The following is a 21,507-nucleotide window of genomic DNA, read 5'->3' as shown; positions in this document are numbered from 1 at the left end:
CGCCGAGACCGCCGCGCTCCGCGAGGCCGCCGAGGCGCACGCCGACCGCCTGCGCACCGAAGCCGAACAGAACGCCGCCGACCTCACCGAACACACCGCCACCGAGACCGCCCGGTTGCTGGCGGAGGCCGAGGAGGCCCTGGCGGCCGCCCTCGCCACCGCCGAGCAGCGGACGACCGAGGCCCAGGCGGCCGCGGCGGCCCTGCGCGAGCGGGCCGAGGCCGATCTGACCCTGGCCGCCGAGCAGGCCGGGACCGTACGGGCCGAGGCCGGCCGGGAGCTCTCCGAGGCCCGCGCCACCGCCGACGCGATCCGTGCCGAGGCACGCGCGGTGCTGGAACGGGCCGGCGTCGACGGCGACGAGCTGACGGCCACCGCCACGGCCGAGGCCGCCGAGCTGAAGGCCGCCGCCGAGGCCGAGGCCGCCGAGCTGATCGCCACCGCCGAGGAGGAGGCCGCCGAGGTCCGCCAGTCGGTGGCCGGTATGCACGAGTCCGCCTCCCAGCAGATCGCCGAGCTGACGGCCACCGCCAAGGCCGAGGCCGCCGAGGTCCGCCGGGAGGCCGACCTGGCCGCGGACGAACTGCGTGACACCGCCGAGCGGGAGACCACCGAGCTGCGGGCGCTGGCCGAGCGGGAGACCACCGAGCTGCGGGCGCTGGCCGAGCGGGAGACCACCGAGCTGCGCGCCCTGGCCGACCGCGAGACCACCGAGCAGCGCGCCCTGGCCGACCGCGAGACCACCGAGCAGCGCGCCCTGGCCGACCGCGAGACCACCGAGCAGCGCGCCCTGGCCGACCGCGAGACCACCGACCTGCGGGCCCGCACCACCGCCGAGACGGCCGCGCTGCGCGAGCAGACCGGGCTGGAGCTGGCCGCCCGGCGGGAGGCCGCCGAGGCCGAGCTGGCCGACCTGCGCGCCGAGGCGCAGGCCTACGACGAGCACCTGCGCGCCGAGGCCGAGGCCGAACTGCGCGCCGCCCAGGAGGGCGCCGAGCAGCAGCGCGCCGCCGCCGACGAGCGGGCCGCCCGGACGGTGACCGCCGGCGAGGCGCGCGCCGCCGCCACGATCGCCGAGGCCGAGGAGTTCGCCGCCGCGCTGCGGGCCGAGGCCGAGGAGTACGCGCTGGCCACCCGGAGTCTCGCGGACGACTACGACGCGGACACCCACGCCCGCGCCGACGCCTTCGACACCGAGACCCGCGAGGCCGCCGAACACTTCGACAAGGCCACCCGCGAGCAGGCCAAGTCCGTCCTGGAGCGGGCCTTCGCCGACGCCGAGGCGCTCGCCGAGGACGCCCAGACCACCGCGCTGGCCACCACCGCCGCCGCCGAGGAGCAGGCGGACGCGATGGTCGCGGCCGCCCGCAAGGAGGCCGACCGGCTGGTCGCGGCCGGCGAGGCGGCCGGGCAGGCCGAGGTCGAGAAGGGCCGCGCAGACGCCGACGCCCTGCTGTCCGAGGCCCGCCGGGACGCCACCGCGATCCGCGAGCGCGCCGAGGAGCTGCGCGAGCGCACCGACGCCGAGGTGGAGGCCCTGCACGAGCGCGCCCGCAAGGAGAACGCGCAGGCCATGAAGTCGGCCGGCGAGCGGGTGGACGCGCTGGTGACGGCCGCCCAGGAGCAGCTGACCGAGGCCGAGGAGCAGGCGGTGGCCGCCGTCGCCGAGGCCGAGGACCGGGCGGCGGCACTGGTCGCGGCCGCCGAGGACCGCGCCAACGAGCTGACCTCGCAGGCGTCCGCCGAGGCCAGCAAGGTCCGGATCTCGGCCGTCCGCAAGGCCGAGGGCCTGCTCAAGGAGGCCGAGACCAAGCTCGCCGACTCCACCGACCGCGCCGAGGCCCTGATCATCAAGGCCGAGGCCAAGCTGAAGTCCGCCCAGGACGATTCCGAGGAGCGGATCGAGACGGCGGCGGCGGAGGCGGAGAAGCGGCTGCGCACCGCCGACGAGGCCGCCGACGAGCAGATCGAGCTGGCGAAGGCGGAGGCCGAGCGGGTGCTCGCCGAGGCGCGGACCGAGGCGAAGCGGGTCACCGACGAGGGCCGGCGCGAGCTGGACGAGCTGGTGCGCCGCCGCAAGGACATCAACACCGAGATCTCCAGGGTGCAGGACGTGCTGTCCGCGCTGGAGGCGTTCGAAGCACCGGCACCGGTCGCGCAGGCAAACGGGGGAAGTACCAGCAAGAAAGACGGGGGGGCCAAGGCCGGCGCCGGAGTCGGTTCCCCCCGGTCGGGTGGCAATCGCTCCGGTGGCGCACCACCCGATTGAGCGGACATTCTCCGCGAGACAACGGCATTTCGCCGACGACACTCCGGTACCGTGTCAGGATTCCCTCAACCACCTCAGCGGTTTGACGACAGGAAGCCCAGAACCCCATGAGCGACAGTCACTCCCCTCACGGCTTCGACCTGGTGCGCCGTGGGTACGAGCGTGCCCAGGTCGACGAGCGGATCACCAAGCTGGTGGCCGACCGTGACAGTGCCTTGACCCGGATCAGCGCGCTGGAGAAGCGCATCGAGGAGCTCCACCTGGAGACCCAGACCGCTCAGGCGGCGGTCACCGAGGCCGAGCCCTCCTACGCCGGTCTCGGCGCCCGGGTCGAGAAGATCCTGCGACTCGCCGAGGAGGAGGCCAAGGACCTGCGCGACGAGGCGCACCGCGCCGCCGAGCAGCACCGCGAGCTGGCCGAGGCGGCCGCCCAGCAGGTCCGCACCGAGGCCGAGAACTACGCCAAGGACCGCAAGGCCAAGGCCGAGGACGAGGGTCTGCGGATCGTCGACAAGGCCAAGAGCGACAGCGCCCAGCTGCGCGCCGAGGCCAACAAGGACGCCCAGAACAAGCGCGAGGAGGCGGACGCCCTCTTCGAGGAGACCCGCACCAAGGCCGCCCAGGCCGCGCTGGAGTTCGAGACCAACCTGGCCAAGCGCCGCGAGCAGTCCGAGCGGGACCTGGCCGCCCGCCAGGCCAAGGCCGAGAAGCGCCTGGCCGAGATCGAGCACCGGGCCGAGCAGCTGCGCCTGGAGGCCGAGAAGCTGCGTACCGACGCCGAGCGCCGCGCCCGCCAGACGGTGGAGACGGCCCAGCGTCAGTCCGAGGACATCGTCGCGGACGCCAACGCCAAGGCCGACCGGATCCGCAGCGAATCCGAGCGCGAGCTGGCGGCGCTCACCAACCGCCGCGACAGCATCAACGCCCAGCTGACCAACGTCCGCGAGATGCTGGCGACGCTGACGGGCGCGGCCGTGGCCGCCGCCTCGCTGCCGAACGACGACACCATGGGCGTGCCCGCCCAGCAGTCGCGCTGACGCCGCGTTCGACGGGCCCTCACCCTCCGGGGCGGGGGCCCGTCGTGCTGTCCCCGGCCCGGCGCCCCGGCGCGGCCGGCCACCGGGCCCGTACGGCCCGCCGAGCCCCCGCCGCGCCCCCGCCGGACCATCGACCCCGCCGGGGCCCGCGCCGGGCCCCGTGGCGCCCCTGAGAGGCCACCGGGACTCCCCTGCGGCGGGCCCCGCGGCCCCGGGGGTGGGGTACGCCGCCCGGGCCCACTTCCCGCTCCGCGCGGTCAGCGCGGATAGGCCCCGTCCGGCCGCTGGTGGCCACAGCTCAGCTGGTTGCCGTCGTCGTCCGAGACGGTGCCGAACCACGACGTGCACCAGACCGAGACCGAGTCCCGCCAGTACTGCACCTCGAAGGGGTGCCCCGACCCGTAGTCGCCGTACGAGGTGACGATGAAGGTCTCCCCCGGACGCATCCAGTAGTCCTCGCCGAGCGGCTCCAGGGTCAGTTCGAGCAGCCCCTCGCCCCGGTTGGTGACCGGCACCCGACCGGTCACCTCCAGCGCCGAGAAGTCCCAGCCACCGGTCTCCGCCCGCTCCTCCCTCATCGCGTCACCCGCGCCAGCAGCCCGCGCACCGCCGCGTCGAACGCCTCCGGCGCCTCCAGCGCGCTCAGGTGCCCCACCCCGGGGACAACGGTCAGCTCGGCGCCGGGCCGCGCCCGCACCATCAGCTCCGCCTCCTCCAGCGCCACCAGGCCGTCCCGCTCCCCCGCCACGACCGCGGTCGGCACCCGCACCCCGGCCAGCACGTCCAGGCTCTGCGGCCGGGCCGCCATCGCCCGCTGCGCCCAGGCCACCGCCGCCGGCGGCGCGGCGGCGATCATCGAGCGCACCCGCTCGACCAGGTGCCCGGAGTCCGGCCCGAGCTGGGCCGCCGCCGTCCCCTCGTCGAGCAGCAGCTGGACGCTGTCGCGGGCCAGCACCGCAGCGGCGATCCGCTCGCGGTTGCTCCGGACGGCGTCGGTGTCGGCGGTGGCCCTGGTGTTGGCCAGCAGCAGCCCGGCCATCCGGTCCGGGTGACGGCGGGCGAAGGCGAGCGCCACGTATCCGCCCATCGAGAGCCCGCCGATCACCGCCCGCTCGATCCCGGCCGCGTCCAGCAGCAGGGCGACGTCGTCGGCCACCGCGTCCAGCGAGGGCTCGCCCGTGCCCAGCTCGGTGCCGCCGAAGCCGCGCTGGTCGGGCGCGAGCACCCGGGCCTCGTGACCGGTCGTCCCGGGCAGCCCGTCCAGTTGGGCGGACCACATCGAGGCGTTGAGCGGAAAGGCGTGCAACAGCACGATTGGCATTCCGGTACCGCTCTCGCGGACCGACAATGCGGAGGGGAGCTGGGTCATGGGCCCACCGTAGTTCGGTGCGCCCGGCGGGCGCACTCAGCGGGCCGCCCTGTCCGCTTTGTCATAGCCTGACGGAGAGTGAGGGAGCGCCAATGATCGAGTTGCACGAACTGACGAAGCGTTACGGGAAGACGCTGGCCGTCGACCGGCTCAGCTTCCAGGTGCCGCAGGGCGTGGTCACCGGGTTCCTCGGCCCCAACGGCGCCGGCAAGTCCACCACCATGCGGATGATCCTGGACCTCGACCGGCCCACCGGCGGCCGCGTCACCATCGACGGCAAGAGATACGGGCAGCTCAGCGAGCCGCTGAAGTACATCGGGGCCCTGCTGGAGGCCAAGGCCGTCCACCCCGGCCGGACCGCCCGCGACCACCTCCTCTGGCTCGCCCAGAGCAACCGCGTCCCCACCCGCCGGGTCGACGAGGTGCTCGCCCTGGTCGGCCTCACCCCGGTCGCCCGCAAGCGCGCCCGCGGCTTCTCGCTCGGCATGGGCCAGCGGCTCGGCATCGCCTCCGCCCTGCTCGGCGACCCGGAGATCGTGATGTTCGACGAGCCGGTCAACGGACTGGACCCGGAGGGCATCCTCTGGATCCGCAATCTGATGAAGCGCCTCGCCGCCGAGGGCCGGACCGTCTTCGTCTCCTCGCACCTGATGAGCGAGATGGCCGTCACCGCCGACCACCTGGTCGTCATCGGCAGGGGCCGGCTGCTGGCCGACCTGCCGATGGCCGAGTTCATCCGGCGCAACTCCCGCTCCGCCGTCCGGCTGCGCACCCCCCAGCCCGAGCGGCTGCTGGACGTCCTGGCAGGCGCCGGACTGCGCGGCGAACCGGGCCCGGACGGGTCCTACGAGGTGGTCGACGGCGAGCTCGCCGCGCTCGGGGAGCTCGCCGCCGCCCACGGGGTGGTGCTGCACGAGCTCAGCCCCCAGCAGGCCTCGCTGGAAGAGGCGTTCATGCAGATGACGGCCGACTCGGTGGAGTACCACGCCGGGAACGCCGGAAACACCGAGGGCCGCGACGCGGCCGGCGCGGCCGGCACCTGGGGCGCCACCTGGCAGGGCGCCGCGGCGCAGCAGTCGCCGGCCGCGCAGCAGCCGGCCGGACAGCAGAAGGAGAACTGAGATGGCGTCCTTCCCGGCGGTGCTGCGCTCCGAGTGGACCAAGATCCGCAGCGTCCGGTCGACGGTCTGGACGCTCGCACTGGCGTTCGTGGTCACCCTCGGCATCGGCGCGTTGCTGTCCCTGCTCACCAACAACAACTTCGAGGAGTTCCGGGGCGACACGAACACCCCGTTCGACGCCACCGGGACGGCCTTCTCGGGCATCATCCTGGGCGAACTGGCCATCATCGTCTTCGGGGTGCTGGCGATCGGCAACGAGTACAGCAGCGGGATGATCAGGGTCACCCTGGCCGCCGTCCCGCAGCGCGGGACCCTGCTCGCCGGCAAGGCGCTGGTGCTCGGCGCGCTGGCCTTCGCGGTCTCCCTGGTCACCGCGTTCATCACGTTCTTCGTCGGCCAGGCCCTGCTCGGCGACCACTCCACCAGCCTCGGCGAACCGCATGTGCTGCGCGCGGTGTTCGGCGCGGCGATGTACCTGACGCTGCTCTGCCTCTTCTCGGCCGGGGTCACCGCGATGCTGCACAACCAGACCCTGGCGCTGGGGGTGCTGGTGCCGTTCTTCTTCCTGCTCTCGCCGATCCTCTCGGCGGTGCCGAAGGTCAAGACGCTGGCGCACTACTTCCCCGACTACGCGGGCTCGCGGATGATGCTGGTCTACGAGCAGCACGGCCAGCCGTACGGCCCGTGGGCCGGCTTCGCGATCTGCCTGGCCTGGACGGTGGCCGCGCTGGCCGGCGGCGCGCTGGTACTGAAGAACCGCGACGCCTGACCCGCGCCGCACCCGCGCGGCCGCGGCGCCCCGGAGCCGGTCCGGGGCGGCCCCCCTAGTACCGCGGGGCGCCGCGGCCGCGCTGCACGTTGGAGGCCCGCCGGTCGCGGGCGCCCCAGCAGGCCCGGTGCCAGTGCCGCCGGTCGTCCACTCCCGCGCCGTGCATCGGCCAGGCCACCACGTGGCCGACGCCCGGCGGGATCTCCTGGTCGCAGCCCGGGCAGCGGTAGTGGCGGCCGGCGGTGCCGGCCACCGTCTGCACCACCCACTCGTCGCCCTGGTAGCTCTCGGTGCGGCGCAGGGCGCCGCCGAGCGGGGCGGCCGGCGCCGAGTCCTCGTGATCGGCTGCGCTCTTGATCCGGTTGCGGCGGGGCGACACGTCGGGCTGCCTCTCTACGGGGTGCTCGGGACCGTTCCAGGTTACGGCCGGCGCCCACCCCTCAGAGCCACTATCACGGCACCGCCCGGCGCTCCGGTGTTTCCCGTGATATCCACCCGTTCTTCTGTGAAATTCGTGGTTCGGCGTGCCATTGGCACATGACATCGGTTACTCACAAGGGGACAGGCGGGGCCCGCAGACCCTGCGCGCACCCGAGGAGGCCCAAGGATGACCAAGACCAGCGCCCGCGCCGAGACCCGCCGACCCGTCGGAGTCCGGCCGCCCGCGGTCGGCCCGGCACCGGCGACCGCCGGCCCGGCCACCGCCGCCGGCACCCCGCTGCCGGCGCCCCAGCGCGCCGGCACCCGCCCGGCGGACACCGCACCGGTCCGGGTCGGGGCCTTCCTGCTCTCCGCCCAGTTCCCCGGCCAGACCCACGGCGAGGCCCTGGACCGGACGGTCCGGGCCACCGTGGAGGCCGAACGGGCCGGCCTGGACAGCGTCTGGCTGGCCGAGCACCACTTCGTCCCGTACGGGGTCTGCCCGAACGCCGCGACGCTCGCCGCGATGCTGCTCGGCCGCACCCGCCGGATCGGCATCGGCACGGCGGTCAGCGTGCTCTCCACCGCCCATCCGGTGGCGCTCGGCGAACAGGCCGCGATGCTCCACCTGGTCTCCGGCGGGCGGTTCACGCTCGGGGTGGGGCGCGGCGGCCCGTGGATCGACCTGGATGTCTTCGGCGCCGGCGTGGCGGCCTTCGAGGAGGGCTTCCCGGAGCGGCTCGACCTGCTGCTGCGCTGGCTGCGCGGCAGCCGGGTGGGCGCGGACGGACCGCAGTTCAGCTTCCCGGAGGTGGCCGTGGTGCCGCGTGCCACCGAATCGCCCCGGCGGCCCGACCTCGGTGCCTGGCTCGGCCTCGGCGACCAGTCCGGGCTGCTGCGCTTCCCGCGCCAGCGGGTGGAGACGGACGGGCCCGGCGAGGAACTCACCGCCTCGGGGCGCCCGGTCGCGGGCCCGCCGATGGTGGTGGCCTGCACCTCGCCCGGCGGGGTCCGGCTCGCCGCCGAGCGCGGCCTGCCGATGCTGCTCGGCATGCACTCCGGGGACGACGACAAGCTGAGGATGCTGGAGCTCTACCGCACCGCCTGGCTGGCCGCCGGGCGGAGCGAGGAGCAGTTGCGCCGGATCGGCCGCCAACACGTCGCGGCCGGGGTGGCACAGGTCGAGGACCGCACCTCGGCGGCGCGGGCGACGCTGCTGCGCGCGATGCCCGGCTGGTTCGAGTACGGGCTCGGCGCGCACCGCACCGTGGACGGCCGGGAACGCAAGATGCGCGACCCGCACGCGTACACCGAACTCCTCTGCGACCTGCACGCGGTCGGTACTCCGAAGCAGTGCGCCGACCGGCTGCTGGCCACCGCCGAGCGCACCGGCATCAGGCGCTTCGCCCTCCTCGCCGAGGGCAGCGGCGACCGCGAGGCCACCCTGCGGAACATCGCCCGGCTCGGCTCCGAGGTGCTGCCGCAGCTGAGCTGACGCCACCGGACCGGTCGGCGGACGCCGCCGGGCCGCCCCTCCCCCGCGACAGGGTGGGGCGGCCCGGTGGCGTTCCGGTGCCGCCGGAGCGACACCGGCGCTCCCTGCGCCGTCGTACCGACGCAACAGGCCCGCGCGATCAGCAGTCCCGGAGTTCCTCGGACTGGTTGAGCAGCTGCTCCCGGACGGACGTGAAGCGGTCGAACCGCGCCTCGTTGGAGTCCGACGGCAGGAACACCGCCACCCGGTGACAGTTCTGGAAGGCCAGCCGGACGCCGAAGTGACGCTGCAGAGCGCCCCTGATGGCATCGCTGGCGAGGGCCCGGAGGAGCTGGCCGCGGGCCTGCTCGCTGGGCGGCGGTACGTGGTTGTCGGCGAAGTCGGTGCCGTCGACCTTCGCCTGGGCGACCAGCGAACTGATCAGCTCCCAGGCGTACGGCAGGGAGACGCGGACGCAGTCGACGAATTCCCGCTCGTCGACCTCGCCCCGCTCGGCCTTTTCCAGCAGGGCCGGTGAGACGTCGAGCGACATGGATTCTCCTCTCGCGGTCCACCCGCGCGGCGCCCGGGTGGTGATGCGTAGTCCAAGCTGAGGGTGAGGGTGGGCGAATTCACGCGTGATGTCCGGAACGCCGTCGAACGGCTGTTTCCGGCACCGTGCGGAGGCGTCGGCGCCGAGGCCGCGTCGTGGACGCGCCGGGGCACCAGCCGCTCAGAACAGCGTGGCAGCCGACGGGGAGCAAGGCCGGGGATTCCTATGGATTGCTCCGTAAATACGCCCCACTGCACCAGATTGGCCGGATCCTGTCGGATCGTTCATCTGAAGTCTCCATCCCCGTTGACAGCCCCGCTGCAAGCAAGCCGTCACACACCGTAGCTGCCCGTGGGAATGGGCGCCAGAGTGCCGACAGGCATTCGCGGGATCGCCGAACCTCCATGTTCGCGGGGTTCGCGGATTCTTCACCCGGCCGTCGCGGAATCGCATCAACTGGCCCCGGTGGGCTAGCGTGGTCGACCGTGCGTCTCGTAATTGCCCGCTGCTCAGTCGACTATGCCGGTCGGCTCTCCGCCCATCTGCCCTCCGCCACCAGGCTCATCCTGGTCAAGGCCGACGGCAGCGTCAGCATCCACGCCGACGACCGCGCCTACAAGCCGCTCAACTGGATGTCCCCGCCGTGCACCCTGAAGGAGGCCGACGGGGTCTGGACGGTGGTCAACAAGGCCGGCGAGAAGCTCATCATCACGCTGGAGGAGGTGCTGCACGACACCTCCCACGAGCTCGGGGTGGACCCCGGTCTGATCAAGGACGGCGTCGAGGCGCACCTCCAGGAGCTGCTGGCCGACCGGATGGAGGTGCTCGGCGCCGGCTGGTCGCTCATCCGCCGCGAGTACCCGACCGCGATCGGCCCGGTCGACATCCTCTGCCGCGACTCCGACGGCACGACCGTGGCCGTCGAGATCAAGCGCCGCGGCGAGATCGACGGCGTCGAGCAGCTCACCCGCTACCTGGAGCTGCTCAACCGGGACCCGCTGCTCGCCCCGGTGAAGGGCGTCTTCGCCGCGCAGGAGATCAAGCCCCAGGCCCGCGTCCTCGCCACCGACCGCGGGATCGGCTGCGTGGTGCTGGACTACGACGGCCTGCGCGGCATCGACGACGACAAGCTCAAGCTGTTCTGACCGGTCAGCTTGGCGTGGCCGTGGCGGACGCCGACGGCGAGCCGGGCCCCGGGGTACCCGGCCCGGTACTCGGGGTGGACGGCGTCGAAGGCGCGGTCGTCGGCGGCGCCGTGCTCGAAGTGGCGCTGCTCGGCACCGGGGACGGCACGGTCGGCTGAGCCGTCGGCTGCGCGGGCGGCACCGCCGGCGGCTGCGACGGGCCCGGGGAGGGCGACTGCGAGGCCGTCCCGGTCGCCGTCGGCGACTTGCCGGGCTTCTTCGACGCCGACCCGGACGCCGACGGCGAGTGCGACGGCCCGCCGCCGCTCGCCGACTCCTCCGGGGCCGCCGTCTCCGGCGAGGAGGCCTCCGGGCTCTGCGCGACGTCGGAGGGCGTCGCCGCGGGGCTCAGACTCGGCCGGGGTGTGGGCAGGCCCGCCGGCACGCCGGAGCCGTCGTCCGTACTGCTGTGCGGATCGTTGCCGCGGGGTTCGTCCGGGCCGGTGACGGTCAGCCCGACCGCCGTACCGAGCACGCCCAGCGCGAGGACGGCCGCCGAGGCGGCGATCACGGTGCGCCGGGTGCCACCGGCCGTGCCCGGCGTGGTCTTGAACCGCCACGGCACCTGCGCGATCGCCCGGATGACGGGGCGTCGCACGGGTATCGGCGCGGTCGGCCCGGCGGCGGGCAGCCGCCGACCGTCGGCGCGCAGCAGATCGAGCATCCGGCGGGCACCGGCGGCCCCGCGCGGCTCGCCGAGCGCGGCCCGCAGGGTCAGCGCGGACTCCAGCTCGGCGGCGGCCCGCACCGGCTCCCGGACGCAGATCGCGTAGACGCCCAACTCGTGGTGGAACCAGGCCTCGTCGGCCCGCGAGCCGGTGGTGCGGGCGGCCTCCAGGCCGAGCAGCAGGGCACGCTCCCAGGCGCCCCAGCGCAGGGCCAGCGCCAACGCAGGCCCGGCCGCCCGGGCCAGTCGCAGGACGGCGGTGTGCCGACCGGCGGCGCGGTCGGCCAGCAGCGCCCCGATCACCACCTCCGCCTCGGCCGCGATCTGTTCCGCGGAGACCGAGCTGTGCCCGACCCACCAGGCGAAGTGCTGGGCGGCGCCGTCGACGCTGCCGCGGGCGGGCCAGTGCGGGGCGAGGAGCTCCTGCGCGCCGGCGGTCAGCCGGTGGTGCCCGCCGATGGACACCGCCAGCCCCGCGTCGGCGAGTTCGTGCAACGCGCTCTCGCCCTGCCCCACGTCGATCAGCGCCGGCAGGTGCGGGGCGGTCGGGCACTCACCGCCGAGCGCCACCGCGAGCCGCAGGACGGCCTGGGCCGGCTCGCTGAGCCCCTCGGCGAGCCGGACGGCGGGCGAGGCGCTCTCGGCCACCGACGGCAGCGGCACGGTCCCGCGCAGCTCGCTCTCGCGGACCGCCGGGTCGGGGTGCCGGTCGGGCTCCTCGACCGCGCCGAAGACGTCCAGCCGGTCCTCCTCGGCGGCGACCAGCGCGTCCACCGCGACGTCCCGCTGCCGCAGCAGCGCGGCGGCCTGGACGAAGCGCAGCGGCAGCCCCTCGGACTCGAACCAGAGGTCGACCGCCCAGGCCTTCTCGGCGGCGTCCAGCGGCCGGCCGGCCAGCCGGGCGGCGAGCGCCAGGCAGGCGGACCGGGAGAGCCCGGCGACCAGGTGGTCCCGCAGCCGGGAGTCGGCGGGCAGCGGCGGGCTGTCGGGGGCGACGGAGATCAGGAAGGCGCAGTCGGGGGCGGCGGCGAGCAGCTGCTCCAGCTCCGCGCCGGCCGGTTCGACCTCGTCGACGACCACGATCGCGCCGACCAGGGCGAGGTGCTCGGCGAGTTGGCCCGGATCGGGCCGGAAGCCGGGCGCGTGGTGCGTCGCGGCGAAGAGGTCCTGGAGCAGGTCGTCGCCGGTGCGGCGGTGGCCGCACAGCTGGACGACGCCCCCCGGCGCCAGGTCACCGGCGGCCTCGGCGACGGCCGACAGCAGCGCGCTGCGGCCCGAGCCGGCCTGGCCGACCAGGCGTATCGAACGCCCTTCGGCGAGCAGGCCGAGCAGGTGGGCGATGTCGGCCTCACGGTCGAGCAGCGGAAGGTCGGCCGGGCCGGCGCCGAGGGCGAGCGGTCCGACCGCGCGGCCGGGGCCGCCGAGCGGGCCGCGGGCGGGTTCGGTGCGCCCGGTCCGACGCGGGCGGGGCCGCCACTCCTCGGGGCAGGGCCGGACCTCGGACCCGTCCGGGGTGCCGACGGTCACCAGCAGGGCGCCGGAGACCAGCTCACCGCCCCGGGTCCGTACGGCTTCCTGCCGGAACTCACCGGATGGCTGTCCCACGATCTGCTCCGCCCCTGGTCGACCGACGACTCGGTACGGCCGTCCGGGCCGGGGCACACCCCCTGCCTCCGGCCGGGGGGACCCCCGCCCCGCCGGAGGCAGGGAGGAGCCGGTCCCGTCCCCGGCGGCCGTCTTCTGACGGCAGACTCTTGCACATCGGGCCCGCCCCGCGCAGGGCGGTCCCGCCCCAGGGGGCGGGGGAGCGCGGCGCCGGGCCTACAGCACCGGGCCGAACGCGGGCAGCGTCGCGCCGCGCGGCTCCGCGACACCGCCCTCCACGGCGAGGATGCGGTGCAGTCGGGTGGCCACCAGCAGCCGCTGGAGCTGGGCGGGCACGGAGCGCAGCACCAGCCGGCGGCCGATCCGGCCGGCCCGGCGGTGGGTTCCCATGATCACGCCGAGGCCGGTGGCGTCCCAGAACTCCAGCCGGGCGAGGTCCAGGACCAGGTCGCCCCGCCCGCCGTCGACGGCCGTGTGCAGCCGGACCCGCGCGTCGGCGGCGGTGCGCACGTCGAGGCAGCCCTCGATGGCCAGCGCCGCGTGGTCGCCCGTGATGCGCATGGTCTCCTCCTCCGCCTGGCGGTCACTGATTCGGGTCGTTCCGCCCCGACCGCGCGGGTCCGGGATCGGGTGTCCATCCGGGCGGGCCTGAAGCCCCGCGCCCGGGACCGGCCGCAGCATCGTCGGCGTGGACCGGATCCCCCTCATCTGACGGTGAACCAGGTCCGCAGGTTGCTGGTTCCGGCCAGATCTGAAGCAACTTCACTCGTCCGAGGGAATATACGCAGGAACTCTCCACACCTACGCTCGATTACCGCCCAAATCACCCGTCTGCGGCACCCGGCGTGAGGAAACTCACCTGCCCCGGGCCGGTGGGCCGTACGGTGCTCCGACCGCACGGCCCGGCCCGGTCACCGGCCCCGGAGCGTCACTTGGCGGGGTACGGGTAGAAGCCCCGGCCGCTCTTGCGGCCCAGGTCACCGGCGGTGACCATGCGCGCCATGACCTCCGGCGCGGCGAACTTCTCGTCCTTGGTCTCGGCGTAGATGTTCCGGGCGGCGTGCAGCAGGATGTCGACACCGGTCAGGTCCGCCGTCTCCAGCGGGCCCATCGCGTGGCCGAAACCGAGCCGGCAGGCGGTGTCGATGTCCTCGGCGGTGGCGACGCCCGACTCGTAGAGCTTGGCGGCCTCGACCACCAGCGCCATGATCAGGCGGGTGGTGACGAAGCCGGCCACGTCGCGGTTGACCACCACGACCTCCTTGCCGACGCCCTCGGCGAAGGCCCGCGCGGTGGCGAGCGCCTCGTCGCTGGTCTTGTAGCCGCGCACCAGCTCGACCAGGCGCATCAGCGGGACCGGCGAGAAGAAGTGCACGCCGACGACCGACTCGGGGCGGCCGGTGGCGGCGGCGATCCGGGTGATCGGGATGGCCGAGGTGTTGGAGGCCAGCACCGCGCCGTCCTTGGCGATCCTGTCGAGCTCCCGGAAGACGCCCTCCTTGACGTCCAGCTGCTCGAAGACCGCCTCGACCACGATGTCGGCCTCGGCGACCGCGCCGAGGTCCGTCGTGGTGGTGATCCGGGCGAGCGCCGCCTCGGCGTCCTCGGCGGTCAGCCTGCCCTTGGTGACGAACTTCTCGTACGAGGCGCGGATGCCGTCGAGGCCGCGCTTCAGCGCCTCCTCGGTGACGTCCCGCAGCACCACCGGGTGTCCGGCCTGAGCGGAGACCTGGGCGATCCCCGCCCCCATCAGGCCGGCACCGATGACGGCGATCTGCTGGCTGGACGCGTTGCTCATGGCTGGGTCTCCCGGATGCCGTCGCCGCCCTGCGGGCGGGCCCTGAAGGCGGCTCAGCGCAGGGGTCACCCGCTTGTGAGCCGCGCCGCTCATGCGCCGGACTCTAATGCCCTTCCGCCCGCCGTGGTGTCATCCGGGAGTGTGATCTGCGACTGACTGACCTGGCCCGATACCGGAGGGCCGCTGTTCAGATCGTCAGACCGAGGTCCTGCGCGAGGATCGCCGCCTGGACCCGGCTGCGCAGCCGCAGCTTGGCGAGGATCCGGCTGACGTGCGTCTTGGTGGTCCCCTCGGCCATCTCCAGCCGCCCGGCGATCTCGCCGTTCGACAGACCGGCCCCGATGCACGCCAGCACCTCCCGCTCGCGCGGGGTGAGCCCCGACACCGACTCCCGCAGCTCGGGCCCGACCGTGCGCCCGGGGCGGGCGAAGGTGCCGATCAGCCGCCTGGTCACCGAGGGCGCCAGCATGCCGTCCCCGCGCGCCACCGTACGGATGCCCTCGACCAGGGTCTCCGCCTCCAGGTCCTTCAGCAGGAAACCAGCGGCGCCGGCCCGCAGCGCGCCGTAGACGTACTCGTCCAGGTCGAAGGTGGTCAGCACCAGCACCTGGGCGGCCCCGGCGGCCACCACCTGGCCGGTCGCCGAAACGCCGTCCAGCCGGGGCATCTGCACGTCCATCAGCACGACGTCCGGCCGCAGCTCCAGGGCCAGCCGCACCGCCTCCTCGCCGTCCGCGGCCTGCCCGACCACCTCCAGGTCCGGCTCGGCCCCGAGAATCATCACCAGCGCCGCCCGGACGGCCGCCTGGTCCTCGGCCACCAGCACCCGAATCGTCATGTCCGCCGTTCCCCTTCCTCGGTCACCAGTTCCCGCGGCAGCACCGCGCGTACGCTCCAGCGGTCCCCGGCCGGGCCCGCCTCGAAGCTGCCGCCGAGCAGCCCGGCCCGCTCCCGCATGCCGACCATCCCCGCCCGGGCGCCGGGCAGCTCCCGGGCCACGTCGGTGCGGTACGGGCTGTCCACGGCGATCCACAGCTCCCGCGGCCGGTACTCCAGCAGCACCCGGACCTGCCCCGGGCCAGCGTGCTTGAGCGCGTTGGTGAGCGACTCCTGCACGATCCGGTACGCCGCCAGCCCGACCGGCACCGCCAGCACCCCTCGCTCGCCCCGCTCCGCGAGGTCGAAGTCCAGCCCCACGGCCCCGCCCGCCGCCCGGGCCTTGGCCAACAGCGCGTCCACCGCGTCCAGGTCGGGCGCGGCGTACGACTCGTCGGCCTCACCGCCGCCGCTCTCGCGCAGCAGCCCGATCATGCGGCGCATTTCGGCCAATCCCTGCACGCTGTTCTCCCGGATCACCCCCAGGGCAGCCACCAGCGGATCCTCCTCGGAGCGCCGCTGACGCCGGGCCACCGACTGGGCGCCGGTGGCGTGGATCGCGATGGCGGACAGGTGATTGGCCACCACGTCGTGCAACTCCCGGGCCATCCGGGCCCGTTCGCCGACCACCGCCTGGCGCCGGTCCATCTCGGAGAGCAGCGCGGTCTGCTCGGCGCGCAGCCGCTGGGTCTCCGCCTCCTCCCGGTGCTTGCGCACCACGTCACCCGTCCAGACCGGCCCGAGGAAGATCAGCGTGGTGATGACCACGACGGCCAGCGCCGTCGGGGCGTCGCTGTAGAGGAAGGACAGGCTGCTCAGCACGACCACCGAGCCGGCGCCGGTCAGGTGCAGGACGCGGGACATCCGCGGACTGCCGTAGAGCACCGCGGCGTACAGCAGATCGGTGTACATGATGGTGGTCGCGATCAGCGCGCCGGTGAAGACGCTCGCCGCGAAGGCCACGCCGCCGAGCGACACCGTCAGGATCGTCCGGCTGCGCCGGAACAGCTCCAGCGCGGCGGTGACCAGCAGCGGCGGCAGCACCATCCAGCGCGGCACGCCCTCGGAGTGGTCGTAGACCTTGGACGCGATCAGGACCAGCCCGCCGGCCAACCCGGCCAGCGCGATCGCCCGGTCCTCCTGGCGTGGGGTGAGGATGGGTCGGCGCACTCCCCCATCAGATCATCTCCGGCCGGGCCCCGGCTCCGGTCCGGGGAGGAGCCCGCGTACATCGAAAGGTGCAGGCCCGGTTCGGCTGCGGTGACGACGACCGGCGCGCCACCGGCGACCAGGCTGGAGGCACCGCCGACCGACCCGGGAGCACTCCATGATCGTCACCCTGATCCTCGCGGCCGAGGTCGCGTTCTGGATCCTCCTCGGCCTCGGCCTCGCCACCCGCTACCTGCTGCGCCTGCGCACCCTGAGCACCGTCCTGCTGGCCGGCCTGCCGGTGGTGGACCTCACCCTGTTCGCCCTGACCGTGTTCGACCTGCGCGGCGGCGCCACGGCCGGCTGGACCCACGCGCTGGCCGCCGGCTACGCGGGCTTCTCGATCGGCTACGGGCCGTCCCTGGTCCGCTGGGCCGACCGGCACTTCCAGTACCGCTTCGCCGGCGGTCCCAAGCCCGAGGGCCCGCCGAAGTACGGGCCCGAGCGGACCCGCCACGAGTGGCTGATCTGCCGCCGCACCGTGGTCTCGGCCGCCGTCACCCTGGGGTTGATCACCGCCCTCGTCCCGCTCTCGGACGGCGCCGCGCACTTCGACACCTTCACCGGCTGGTACCTGCGGCTGGGCATGGCGGCCGGGATCAACGTGATCGTGGCCGGCTGCTACTCGCTCTGGCCCAAGGAGGCCCCGGCCGGGGCGATCGTCGAGGAGGGCCGGGTGGTCGGCTGGACGACCCCCCGACCGCGGTAGCGGCCGGCCCCGGCGGCCACCGCGGTCGGGCGGGGACGGCTCAGCGGTTCTCGCCCGGCACCCAGAGCACGTCGCCCCGCTCCTTGTTGGCCGACCGGGCCAGGATGAACAGCAGGTCGGAGAGCCGGTTGAGGTACTTGGCGGTCAGCGGGTTCACGGTGTCCCCGTGCTCCTCGATCGCCGCCCAGGTGGCCCGCTCGGCCCGTCGCACCACCGTGCAGGCCAGATGCAGGTGGGCCGCCCCGACCGTGCCGCCGGGGAGGATGAAGCTGCGCAGCTTCTCCAGCGACTCCAGGTAGTGGTCGCAGTCCGACTCCAGCTTGTCGATGTAGGACTGCAGCACCCGCAGCGGCGGGTACTTCGGGTCCTCCACCACCGGGGTCGCCAGATCGGCGCCGACGTCGAAGAGGTCGTTCTGCACCCGGACGAGCACGGCGGCGATGTCCTCGGCGAGGCCCCCGGCGGCGATCGCCACCCCGATCGCGGCGTTGGCCTCGTTGGTGTCGGCGTACGCGACCAGGCGCGGGTCGGTCTTGGTCGTGCGGCTCATGTCACCGAGCGCGGTGGTGCCGTCGTCGCCGGTACGGGTGTAGATGCGCGTCAGATTGACCATGCCGCCCAGCCTAGCGAGCCGGGTTAGGCGGCGTTAACCCCCCAAGGGCCGGGGTCACGCCGACCGGCGACACATCCTGCCCGTCCCGAGGGTGTCGTCGCTACGACGTTCACCCTCCCCCAGCCTCCGGCCGGGGGGACCCCCACCCCGAGGGTGTCGCCGCTACGCGACGTTCACCCTCCCCCAGCCTCCGGCCGGGGGGACCCCCACCCCGAGGGTGTCGCCGCTACGCGACGTTCACCCTCTGCCCGGGCGGGGCCGCTTCGAGCCAGGCGAGGAAGCCGGTCAGGGCGTCGTCGCTCATCGCCAGCTCCAGCGGGGCGCCGTTGTGCAGGCAGCGGAGTACGACCGAGCCGGAGAGCAGCGCGAGCTCCTCCTGTCCCTCGGGATAGCGCCGGCCGAGCACCTCGATCTCCCGGCGCGGCAGGACCTTGCGCGGGCGCGGGGCGTAGGAGAAGACCCGGAACCACTCGATCGAGTCACCGCTGTAGCGGCCGATACCAAAAACCCACCCCTTGCCGTCGGTCTGCGGGACCGGGGCTGAGGTGGGTTTGCCGTTCTCGTCGAGGTCGGGCTGCGTCGAGGCGTCGGCGGGCATTTTGAGCCGGTAACTGCAGTCGAACGTTCCGCCGACCCGCTGGATCACACGGCGTCGTACCGCGAACACCACCAGGCCGATCACACCCAGCGCAACGACCGCCGCGCACACCACAAGGGCGAGGACCATGCTCACCTACCTCCTCGCTACCCGCGTTCCCCGTATCGGTCGTATGAGGCGACCGCGTTGACCTACCAACTGAGACGACAGTCCCGGGGTCACGCTCACGCGTCCCCGGGACCGTCGGTCGACCCCGCTAAGCCAGGGTCCGGCGCACTCAGGCGTGGGCCTTGAGACCGCGCGCCGCGAACAGACGCACCTCGGCGCGTCGCTCGGCGTGCTCGTCCAGGTCCGACTGCGCCTGCGACAGCGCACGCTCGGCGCGCGCGACATCGATCTCGTCCGCCAGCTCGGCGATCTCCGCGAGCAGAGACAGCTTGTTGTCGGCGAAGGAGATGAAGCCGCCGTGCACAGCGGCGATCACGGTGCCGCCGTCCACGGTGCGGATGGTGACCGGACCGGTCTCCAGCACGCTCAGCACCGGGGTGTGACCCGGCATGATGCCGGTGTCACCGGAGGCCGTACGGGCGACGACGATGGTGGCCGCACCGGACCACACCTTGCGGTCGGCTGCGACCAGCTCGACGTGCAGCTCAGCCAACGTGGGCTCCTAGGCTCATGCAACGCCCGATTACTCGGGAGTTTCGGTAAGAATAACGGGCCCGCGCCCCCGGCATGAAACCGGCGGCACGGATTTGACCGGAATCACAGCCGATGCGACGTGAGGGGTGGGTCCCAGGGCTGGGGCCCACCCCTCACGGTCACGCTGCTGCTACCGGACGCGACTACTTCTTCGCGAGCTCGGCGGCGTTCTTCTCAAGGTCCTCGATGCCACCGCACATGAAGAAGGCCTGCTCCGGAACGGCGTCGTACTTGCCGTCCGCGATCGAGTTGAAGGCCTCGATGGTCTCCGACAGCGGCACGGTCGAACCCTCGACACCGGTGAACTGCTTCGCCACGTAGGTGTTCTGCGAGAGGAAGCGCTCGATCCGACGGGCACGGTGGACCGTGACCTTGTCGTCCTCGGACAGCTCGTCGATACCGAGGATCGCGATGATGTCCTGCAGGTCCTTGTACTTCTGCAGGATCCCCTTGATACGGATGGCCGTCTCGTAGTGGGTCTGCGCGATGTACCGCGGGTCGAGGATGCGGGACGTGGAGTCCAGCGGGTCGACGGCCGGGTAGATGCCCTTCTCCGAGATCGGGCGCGACAGAACGGTCGTCGCGTCCAGGTGGGCGAAGGTGGTGGCCGGGGCCGGGTCGGTCAGGTCGTCCGCGGGGACGTAGATCGCCTGCATCGAGGTGATCGAGTGACCGCGGGTCGAGGTGATGCGCTCCTGCAGGAGGCCCATCTCGTCGGCCAGGTTCGGCTGGTAACCCACCGCGGAGGGCATCCGGCCGAGCAGGGTCGACACCTCGGAACCGGCCTGGGTGAACCGGAAGATGTTGTCGATGAAGAGGAGCACGTCCTGCTTCTCGACGTCACGGAAGTACTCCGCCATGGTCAGCGCGGAGAGCGCGACGCGCAGACGGGTGCCCGGCGGCTCGTCCATCTGGCCGAAGACCAGCGCGGTCTTGTCCAGAACGCCCGAGTCGACCATCTCGTGGATGAGGTCGTTGCCCTCACGGGTACGCTCACCGACGCCGGCGAAGACCGACACACCACCGAAGTTCTCGGCGACGCGGTAGATCATCTCCTGGATCAGAACGGTCTTGCCGACACCGGCACCACCGAACAGACCGATCTTGCCACCGGTGACGTACGGGGTGAGGAGGTCGATGACCTTGATGCCGGTCTCGAACATCTCGGTCTTGGACTCAAGGTCCTTGAACTCCGGGGCCTTGCGGTGGATCGGCCAGCGGACCTTGACCTCGGCCTCGAACTCGGCCTTGTCGACGTTCAGCACCTCACCGAGGGCGTTGAACACCTTGCCCTTGGTGATCTGGCCGACCGGCACCGAGATGGCGCTGCCGGTGTCGGAGACCTGCGCGCCACGGACCAGGCCGTCGGTCGGCTGCATCGAGATGCCGCGGACCATGCCGTCGCCGAGGTGCTGCGCGACCTCAAGGGTCAGGATCTTCTTGCCCGAGCCGTCGGGGTTCTCGACCTCGACCTGCAGGGCGTTGAACATGTTGGGAATCGCGTCGACGGGGAACTCCACGTCGACGACCGGGCCGATGACCCGCGCGACGCGGCCCGTCGCCGTGGTCGGCTCAACAGTGGTGGTCATTCTCATTCGCTCCCGCGGCTCGCGTCGGCGAGGGCGTTGGCACCGCCGACGATCTCGCTGATTTCCTGGGTGATCTCGGCCTGACGGGCCGAGTTGGCAAGCCGCGTGAGCGACTTGATGAGCTCTCCGGCGTTGTCCGTCGCGCTCTTCATCGCGCGCCGGCGAGCGGCGTGCTCCGAAGCCGCGGACTGCAGCAACGCGTTGTAGATCCGGCTCTCGACGTACCGCGGCAGCAGCGCGTCGAGGACGCCCTCGGCCGACGGCTCGAAGTCGTACAGCGGGAAGATCTGGTTCGTGGCCTTCGACTCGTCGCTGAGCTCGACCTCGTCGAGCTTCAGCGGCAGCAGCCGGGCGTCCACCGCGGTCTGAGTCAGCATGGACTCGAACTTGGTCGACACCAGGTGCAGCTCGTCCACGCCACCGGTCTCGGCCGTGAAGGCCTCGATCAGATCGGCCGCGACGGCCTTCGCGTCACCGTAGGTCGGCTTGTCGGAGAAGCCCGTCCACGACTCCGCGACCGTGAGGTCACGGAAGTTGTAGTACGAGACGCCCTTACGACCGACGATGTACGTCACCACGTCCTTGCCCTCGGCGCGAAGCTTCGCGCTGAGCGCGACCGCCTGCTTGATGGCGTTGGTCGAGTAGCCGCCCGCCAGGCCGCGGTCCGCCGTGATCAGCAGGACGGCGGCACGCGAGGCGCTCGGGTTCTCGGTGGTGAGCGGGTGCTTGGCGTTGGACCGGGTGGCCACCGCCGTCACCGCCCGGGTGAGCTCGTCGGCGTACGGAGTGGAGGCGGCCACCGCGCGCTGCGCCTTGACGATGCGCGACGCGGAGATCATCTCCATCGCCTTGGTGATCTTCTTCGTCGCGGTGACAGAGCGGATCCGGCGCTTGTAGACCCGAAGCTGTGCTCCCATGGGTCGTTACGTCCTTTCCCTCGTTACC

The 21,507-nt window shown here is 73.2% G+C and carries 20 protein-coding genes and 1 pseudogene; 7 read left to right on the top strand and 14 right to left on the bottom strand.

All coding sequences use genetic code 11. The features are described from left to right. Both ACFXHB_RS23280 and ACFXHB_RS23275 read left to right on the top strand, forming a co-directional pair. Window positions 1-2,269: pseudogene (locus ACFXHB_RS23280) on the top strand (hypothetical protein); the annotation flags it as partial. 107 nt (window positions 2,270-2,376) lie between these two features. Beyond that, a complete protein-coding gene (locus ACFXHB_RS23275; protein WP_218201876.1) occupies window positions 2,377-3,306 on the top strand; it encodes a cellulose-binding protein in 930 nt (309 codons plus the stop codon). A 257-nt stretch (window positions 3,307-3,563) separates the two neighbouring features. On the opposite strand, the gene ACFXHB_RS23270 is transcribed toward ACFXHB_RS23275, so the two are convergent. Together ACFXHB_RS23270 and ACFXHB_RS23265 are read right to left on the bottom strand one after the other, a co-directional pair. After that, window positions 3,564-3,884 carry a hypothetical protein gene (locus ACFXHB_RS23270; RefSeq protein ID WP_380576516.1) on the bottom strand — a complete coding sequence of 107 codons (321 nt, stop codon included), beginning with the start codon at window positions 3,882-3,884 and terminating at the stop codon, window positions 3,564-3,566. Then, complete coding sequence (locus tag ACFXHB_RS23265) at window positions 3,881-4,675, bottom strand: alpha/beta fold hydrolase (RefSeq protein ID WP_380576515.1); 795 nt, start codon at window positions 4,673-4,675, stop codon at window positions 3,881-3,883. The genes ACFXHB_RS23270 and ACFXHB_RS23265 overlap by 4 nt, the downstream gene beginning before the upstream one ends. A gap of 92 nt (window positions 4,676-4,767) precedes the next feature. Here ACFXHB_RS23265 and ACFXHB_RS23260 point away from each other — a divergent pair, with 92 nt between their 5' ends. Both ACFXHB_RS23260 and ACFXHB_RS23255 read left to right on the top strand, forming a co-directional pair. Further along, on the top strand, window positions 4,768-5,796 hold the full coding sequence (locus tag ACFXHB_RS23260; RefSeq protein ID WP_380576514.1) for an ABC transporter ATP-binding protein: 1,029 nt from the start codon (window positions 4,768-4,770) through the stop codon (window positions 5,794-5,796). 1 nt (window position 5,797) lies between these two features. Next, a complete protein-coding gene (locus ACFXHB_RS23255; protein ID WP_380576513.1) occupies window positions 5,798-6,565 on the top strand; it encodes an ABC transporter permease subunit in 768 nt (255 codons plus the stop codon). 55 nt (window positions 6,566-6,620) lie between these two features. On the opposite strand, the gene ACFXHB_RS23250 is transcribed toward ACFXHB_RS23255, so the two are convergent. Continuing rightward, on the bottom strand, window positions 6,621-6,944 hold the full coding sequence (locus ACFXHB_RS23250) for an ATP/GTP-binding protein (RefSeq protein WP_380576512.1): 324 nt from the start codon (window positions 6,942-6,944) through the stop codon (window positions 6,621-6,623). Between the two features lie 228 nt (window positions 6,945-7,172). Between ACFXHB_RS23250 and ACFXHB_RS23245 the strand changes: the two genes are divergently transcribed. Beyond that, entirely contained in the window at window positions 7,173-8,480 is a 1,308-nt protein-coding gene (locus ACFXHB_RS23245) for an LLM class flavin-dependent oxidoreductase (protein ID WP_380576511.1), read from the top strand. Between the two features lie 139 nt (window positions 8,481-8,619). Here the strand turns inward: ACFXHB_RS23245 and ACFXHB_RS23240 are convergent, their stop codons facing one another. Beyond that, the gene (locus ACFXHB_RS23240) at window positions 8,620-9,012 is read right to left on the bottom strand and encodes an SCO5389 family protein (RefSeq protein ID WP_329489629.1); all 393 of its coding nucleotides are present in this window, start codon (window positions 9,010-9,012) and stop codon (window positions 8,620-8,622) included. 485 nt (window positions 9,013-9,497) lie between these two features. On the opposite strand from ACFXHB_RS23240, the gene nucS reads away from it, so the two are divergent. Continuing rightward, window positions 9,498-10,157, top strand: coding sequence for an endonuclease NucS (gene nucS / locus ACFXHB_RS23235; protein WP_380576510.1), 660 nt, complete (start codon window positions 9,498-9,500; stop codon window positions 10,155-10,157). A gap of 4 nt (window positions 10,158-10,161) precedes the next feature. Here the strand turns inward: nucS and ACFXHB_RS23230 are convergent, their stop codons facing one another. The 5 genes from ACFXHB_RS23230 to ACFXHB_RS23210 form a co-directional block, all read right to left on the bottom strand. After that, complete coding sequence (locus ACFXHB_RS23230; RefSeq protein WP_380576509.1) at window positions 10,162-12,468, bottom strand: ATP-binding protein; 2,307 nt, start codon at window positions 12,466-12,468, stop codon at window positions 10,162-10,164. A 216-nt stretch (window positions 12,469-12,684) separates the two neighbouring features. Next, window positions 12,685-13,029, bottom strand: a complete 345-nt coding sequence (locus tag ACFXHB_RS23225; protein WP_380576508.1) for an STAS domain-containing protein — start codon at window positions 13,027-13,029, stop codon at window positions 12,685-12,687. Window positions 13,030-13,396: 367 nt separating this feature from the next. After that, complete coding sequence (locus ACFXHB_RS23220) at window positions 13,397-14,266, bottom strand: 3-hydroxyacyl-CoA dehydrogenase family protein (protein ID WP_380576507.1); 870 nt, start codon at window positions 14,264-14,266, stop codon at window positions 13,397-13,399. Window positions 14,267-14,453: 187 nt separating this feature from the next. Continuing rightward, entirely contained in the window at window positions 14,454-15,104 is a 651-nt protein-coding gene (locus ACFXHB_RS23215) for a response regulator (RefSeq protein ID WP_380576506.1), read from the bottom strand. Beyond that, entirely contained in the window at window positions 15,101-16,312 is a 1,212-nt protein-coding gene (locus ACFXHB_RS23210; RefSeq protein ID WP_380576505.1) for a sensor histidine kinase, read from the bottom strand. The genes ACFXHB_RS23215 and ACFXHB_RS23210 overlap by 4 nt, the downstream gene beginning before the upstream one ends. Window positions 16,313-16,469: 157 nt before the next feature. Here ACFXHB_RS23210 and ACFXHB_RS23205 point away from each other — a divergent pair, with 157 nt between their 5' ends. Further along, window positions 16,470-17,060 (top strand): hypothetical protein, encoded by a 591-nt coding sequence (locus tag ACFXHB_RS23205; RefSeq protein WP_380576504.1) that lies wholly within the window; start codon window positions 16,470-16,472, stop codon window positions 17,058-17,060. Window positions 17,061-17,100: 40 nt separating this feature from the next. On the opposite strand, the gene ACFXHB_RS23200 is transcribed toward ACFXHB_RS23205, so the two are convergent. The 5 genes from ACFXHB_RS23200 to ACFXHB_RS23180 form a co-directional block, all read right to left on the bottom strand. Beyond that, a complete protein-coding gene (locus tag ACFXHB_RS23200; protein ID WP_380576503.1) occupies window positions 17,101-17,673 on the bottom strand; it encodes a cob(I)yrinic acid a,c-diamide adenosyltransferase in 573 nt (190 codons plus the stop codon). A 226-nt stretch (window positions 17,674-17,899) separates the two neighbouring features. Further along, the gene (locus tag ACFXHB_RS23195; protein ID WP_380576502.1) at window positions 17,900-18,400 is read right to left on the bottom strand and encodes a DUF2550 domain-containing protein; all 501 of its coding nucleotides are present in this window, start codon (window positions 18,398-18,400) and stop codon (window positions 17,900-17,902) included. Between the two features lie 148 nt (window positions 18,401-18,548). Then, window positions 18,549-18,932, bottom strand: coding sequence for a F0F1 ATP synthase subunit epsilon (locus ACFXHB_RS23190; protein WP_380576501.1), 384 nt, complete (start codon window positions 18,930-18,932; stop codon window positions 18,549-18,551). A 184-nt stretch (window positions 18,933-19,116) separates the two neighbouring features. Continuing rightward, window positions 19,117-20,562, bottom strand: a complete 1,446-nt coding sequence (gene atpD / locus ACFXHB_RS23185; RefSeq protein WP_380576500.1) for a F0F1 ATP synthase subunit beta — start codon at window positions 20,560-20,562, stop codon at window positions 19,117-19,119. A 2-nt stretch (window positions 20,563-20,564) separates the two neighbouring features. Next, complete coding sequence (locus ACFXHB_RS23180; protein ID WP_380576499.1) at window positions 20,565-21,479, bottom strand: F0F1 ATP synthase subunit gamma; 915 nt, start codon at window positions 21,477-21,479, stop codon at window positions 20,565-20,567. Window positions 21,480-21,507: the final 28 nt, after the last annotated feature.

This window comes from Kitasatospora sp. NPDC059327 (assembly GCF_042752535.1).
Lineage (GTDB): Bacteria > Actinomycetota > Actinomycetes > Streptomycetales > Streptomycetaceae > Kitasatospora.
The sequence above is the reverse complement of the archived record's forward strand: the minus strand, read 5'-3'. Positions and strand labels throughout refer to the sequence as shown.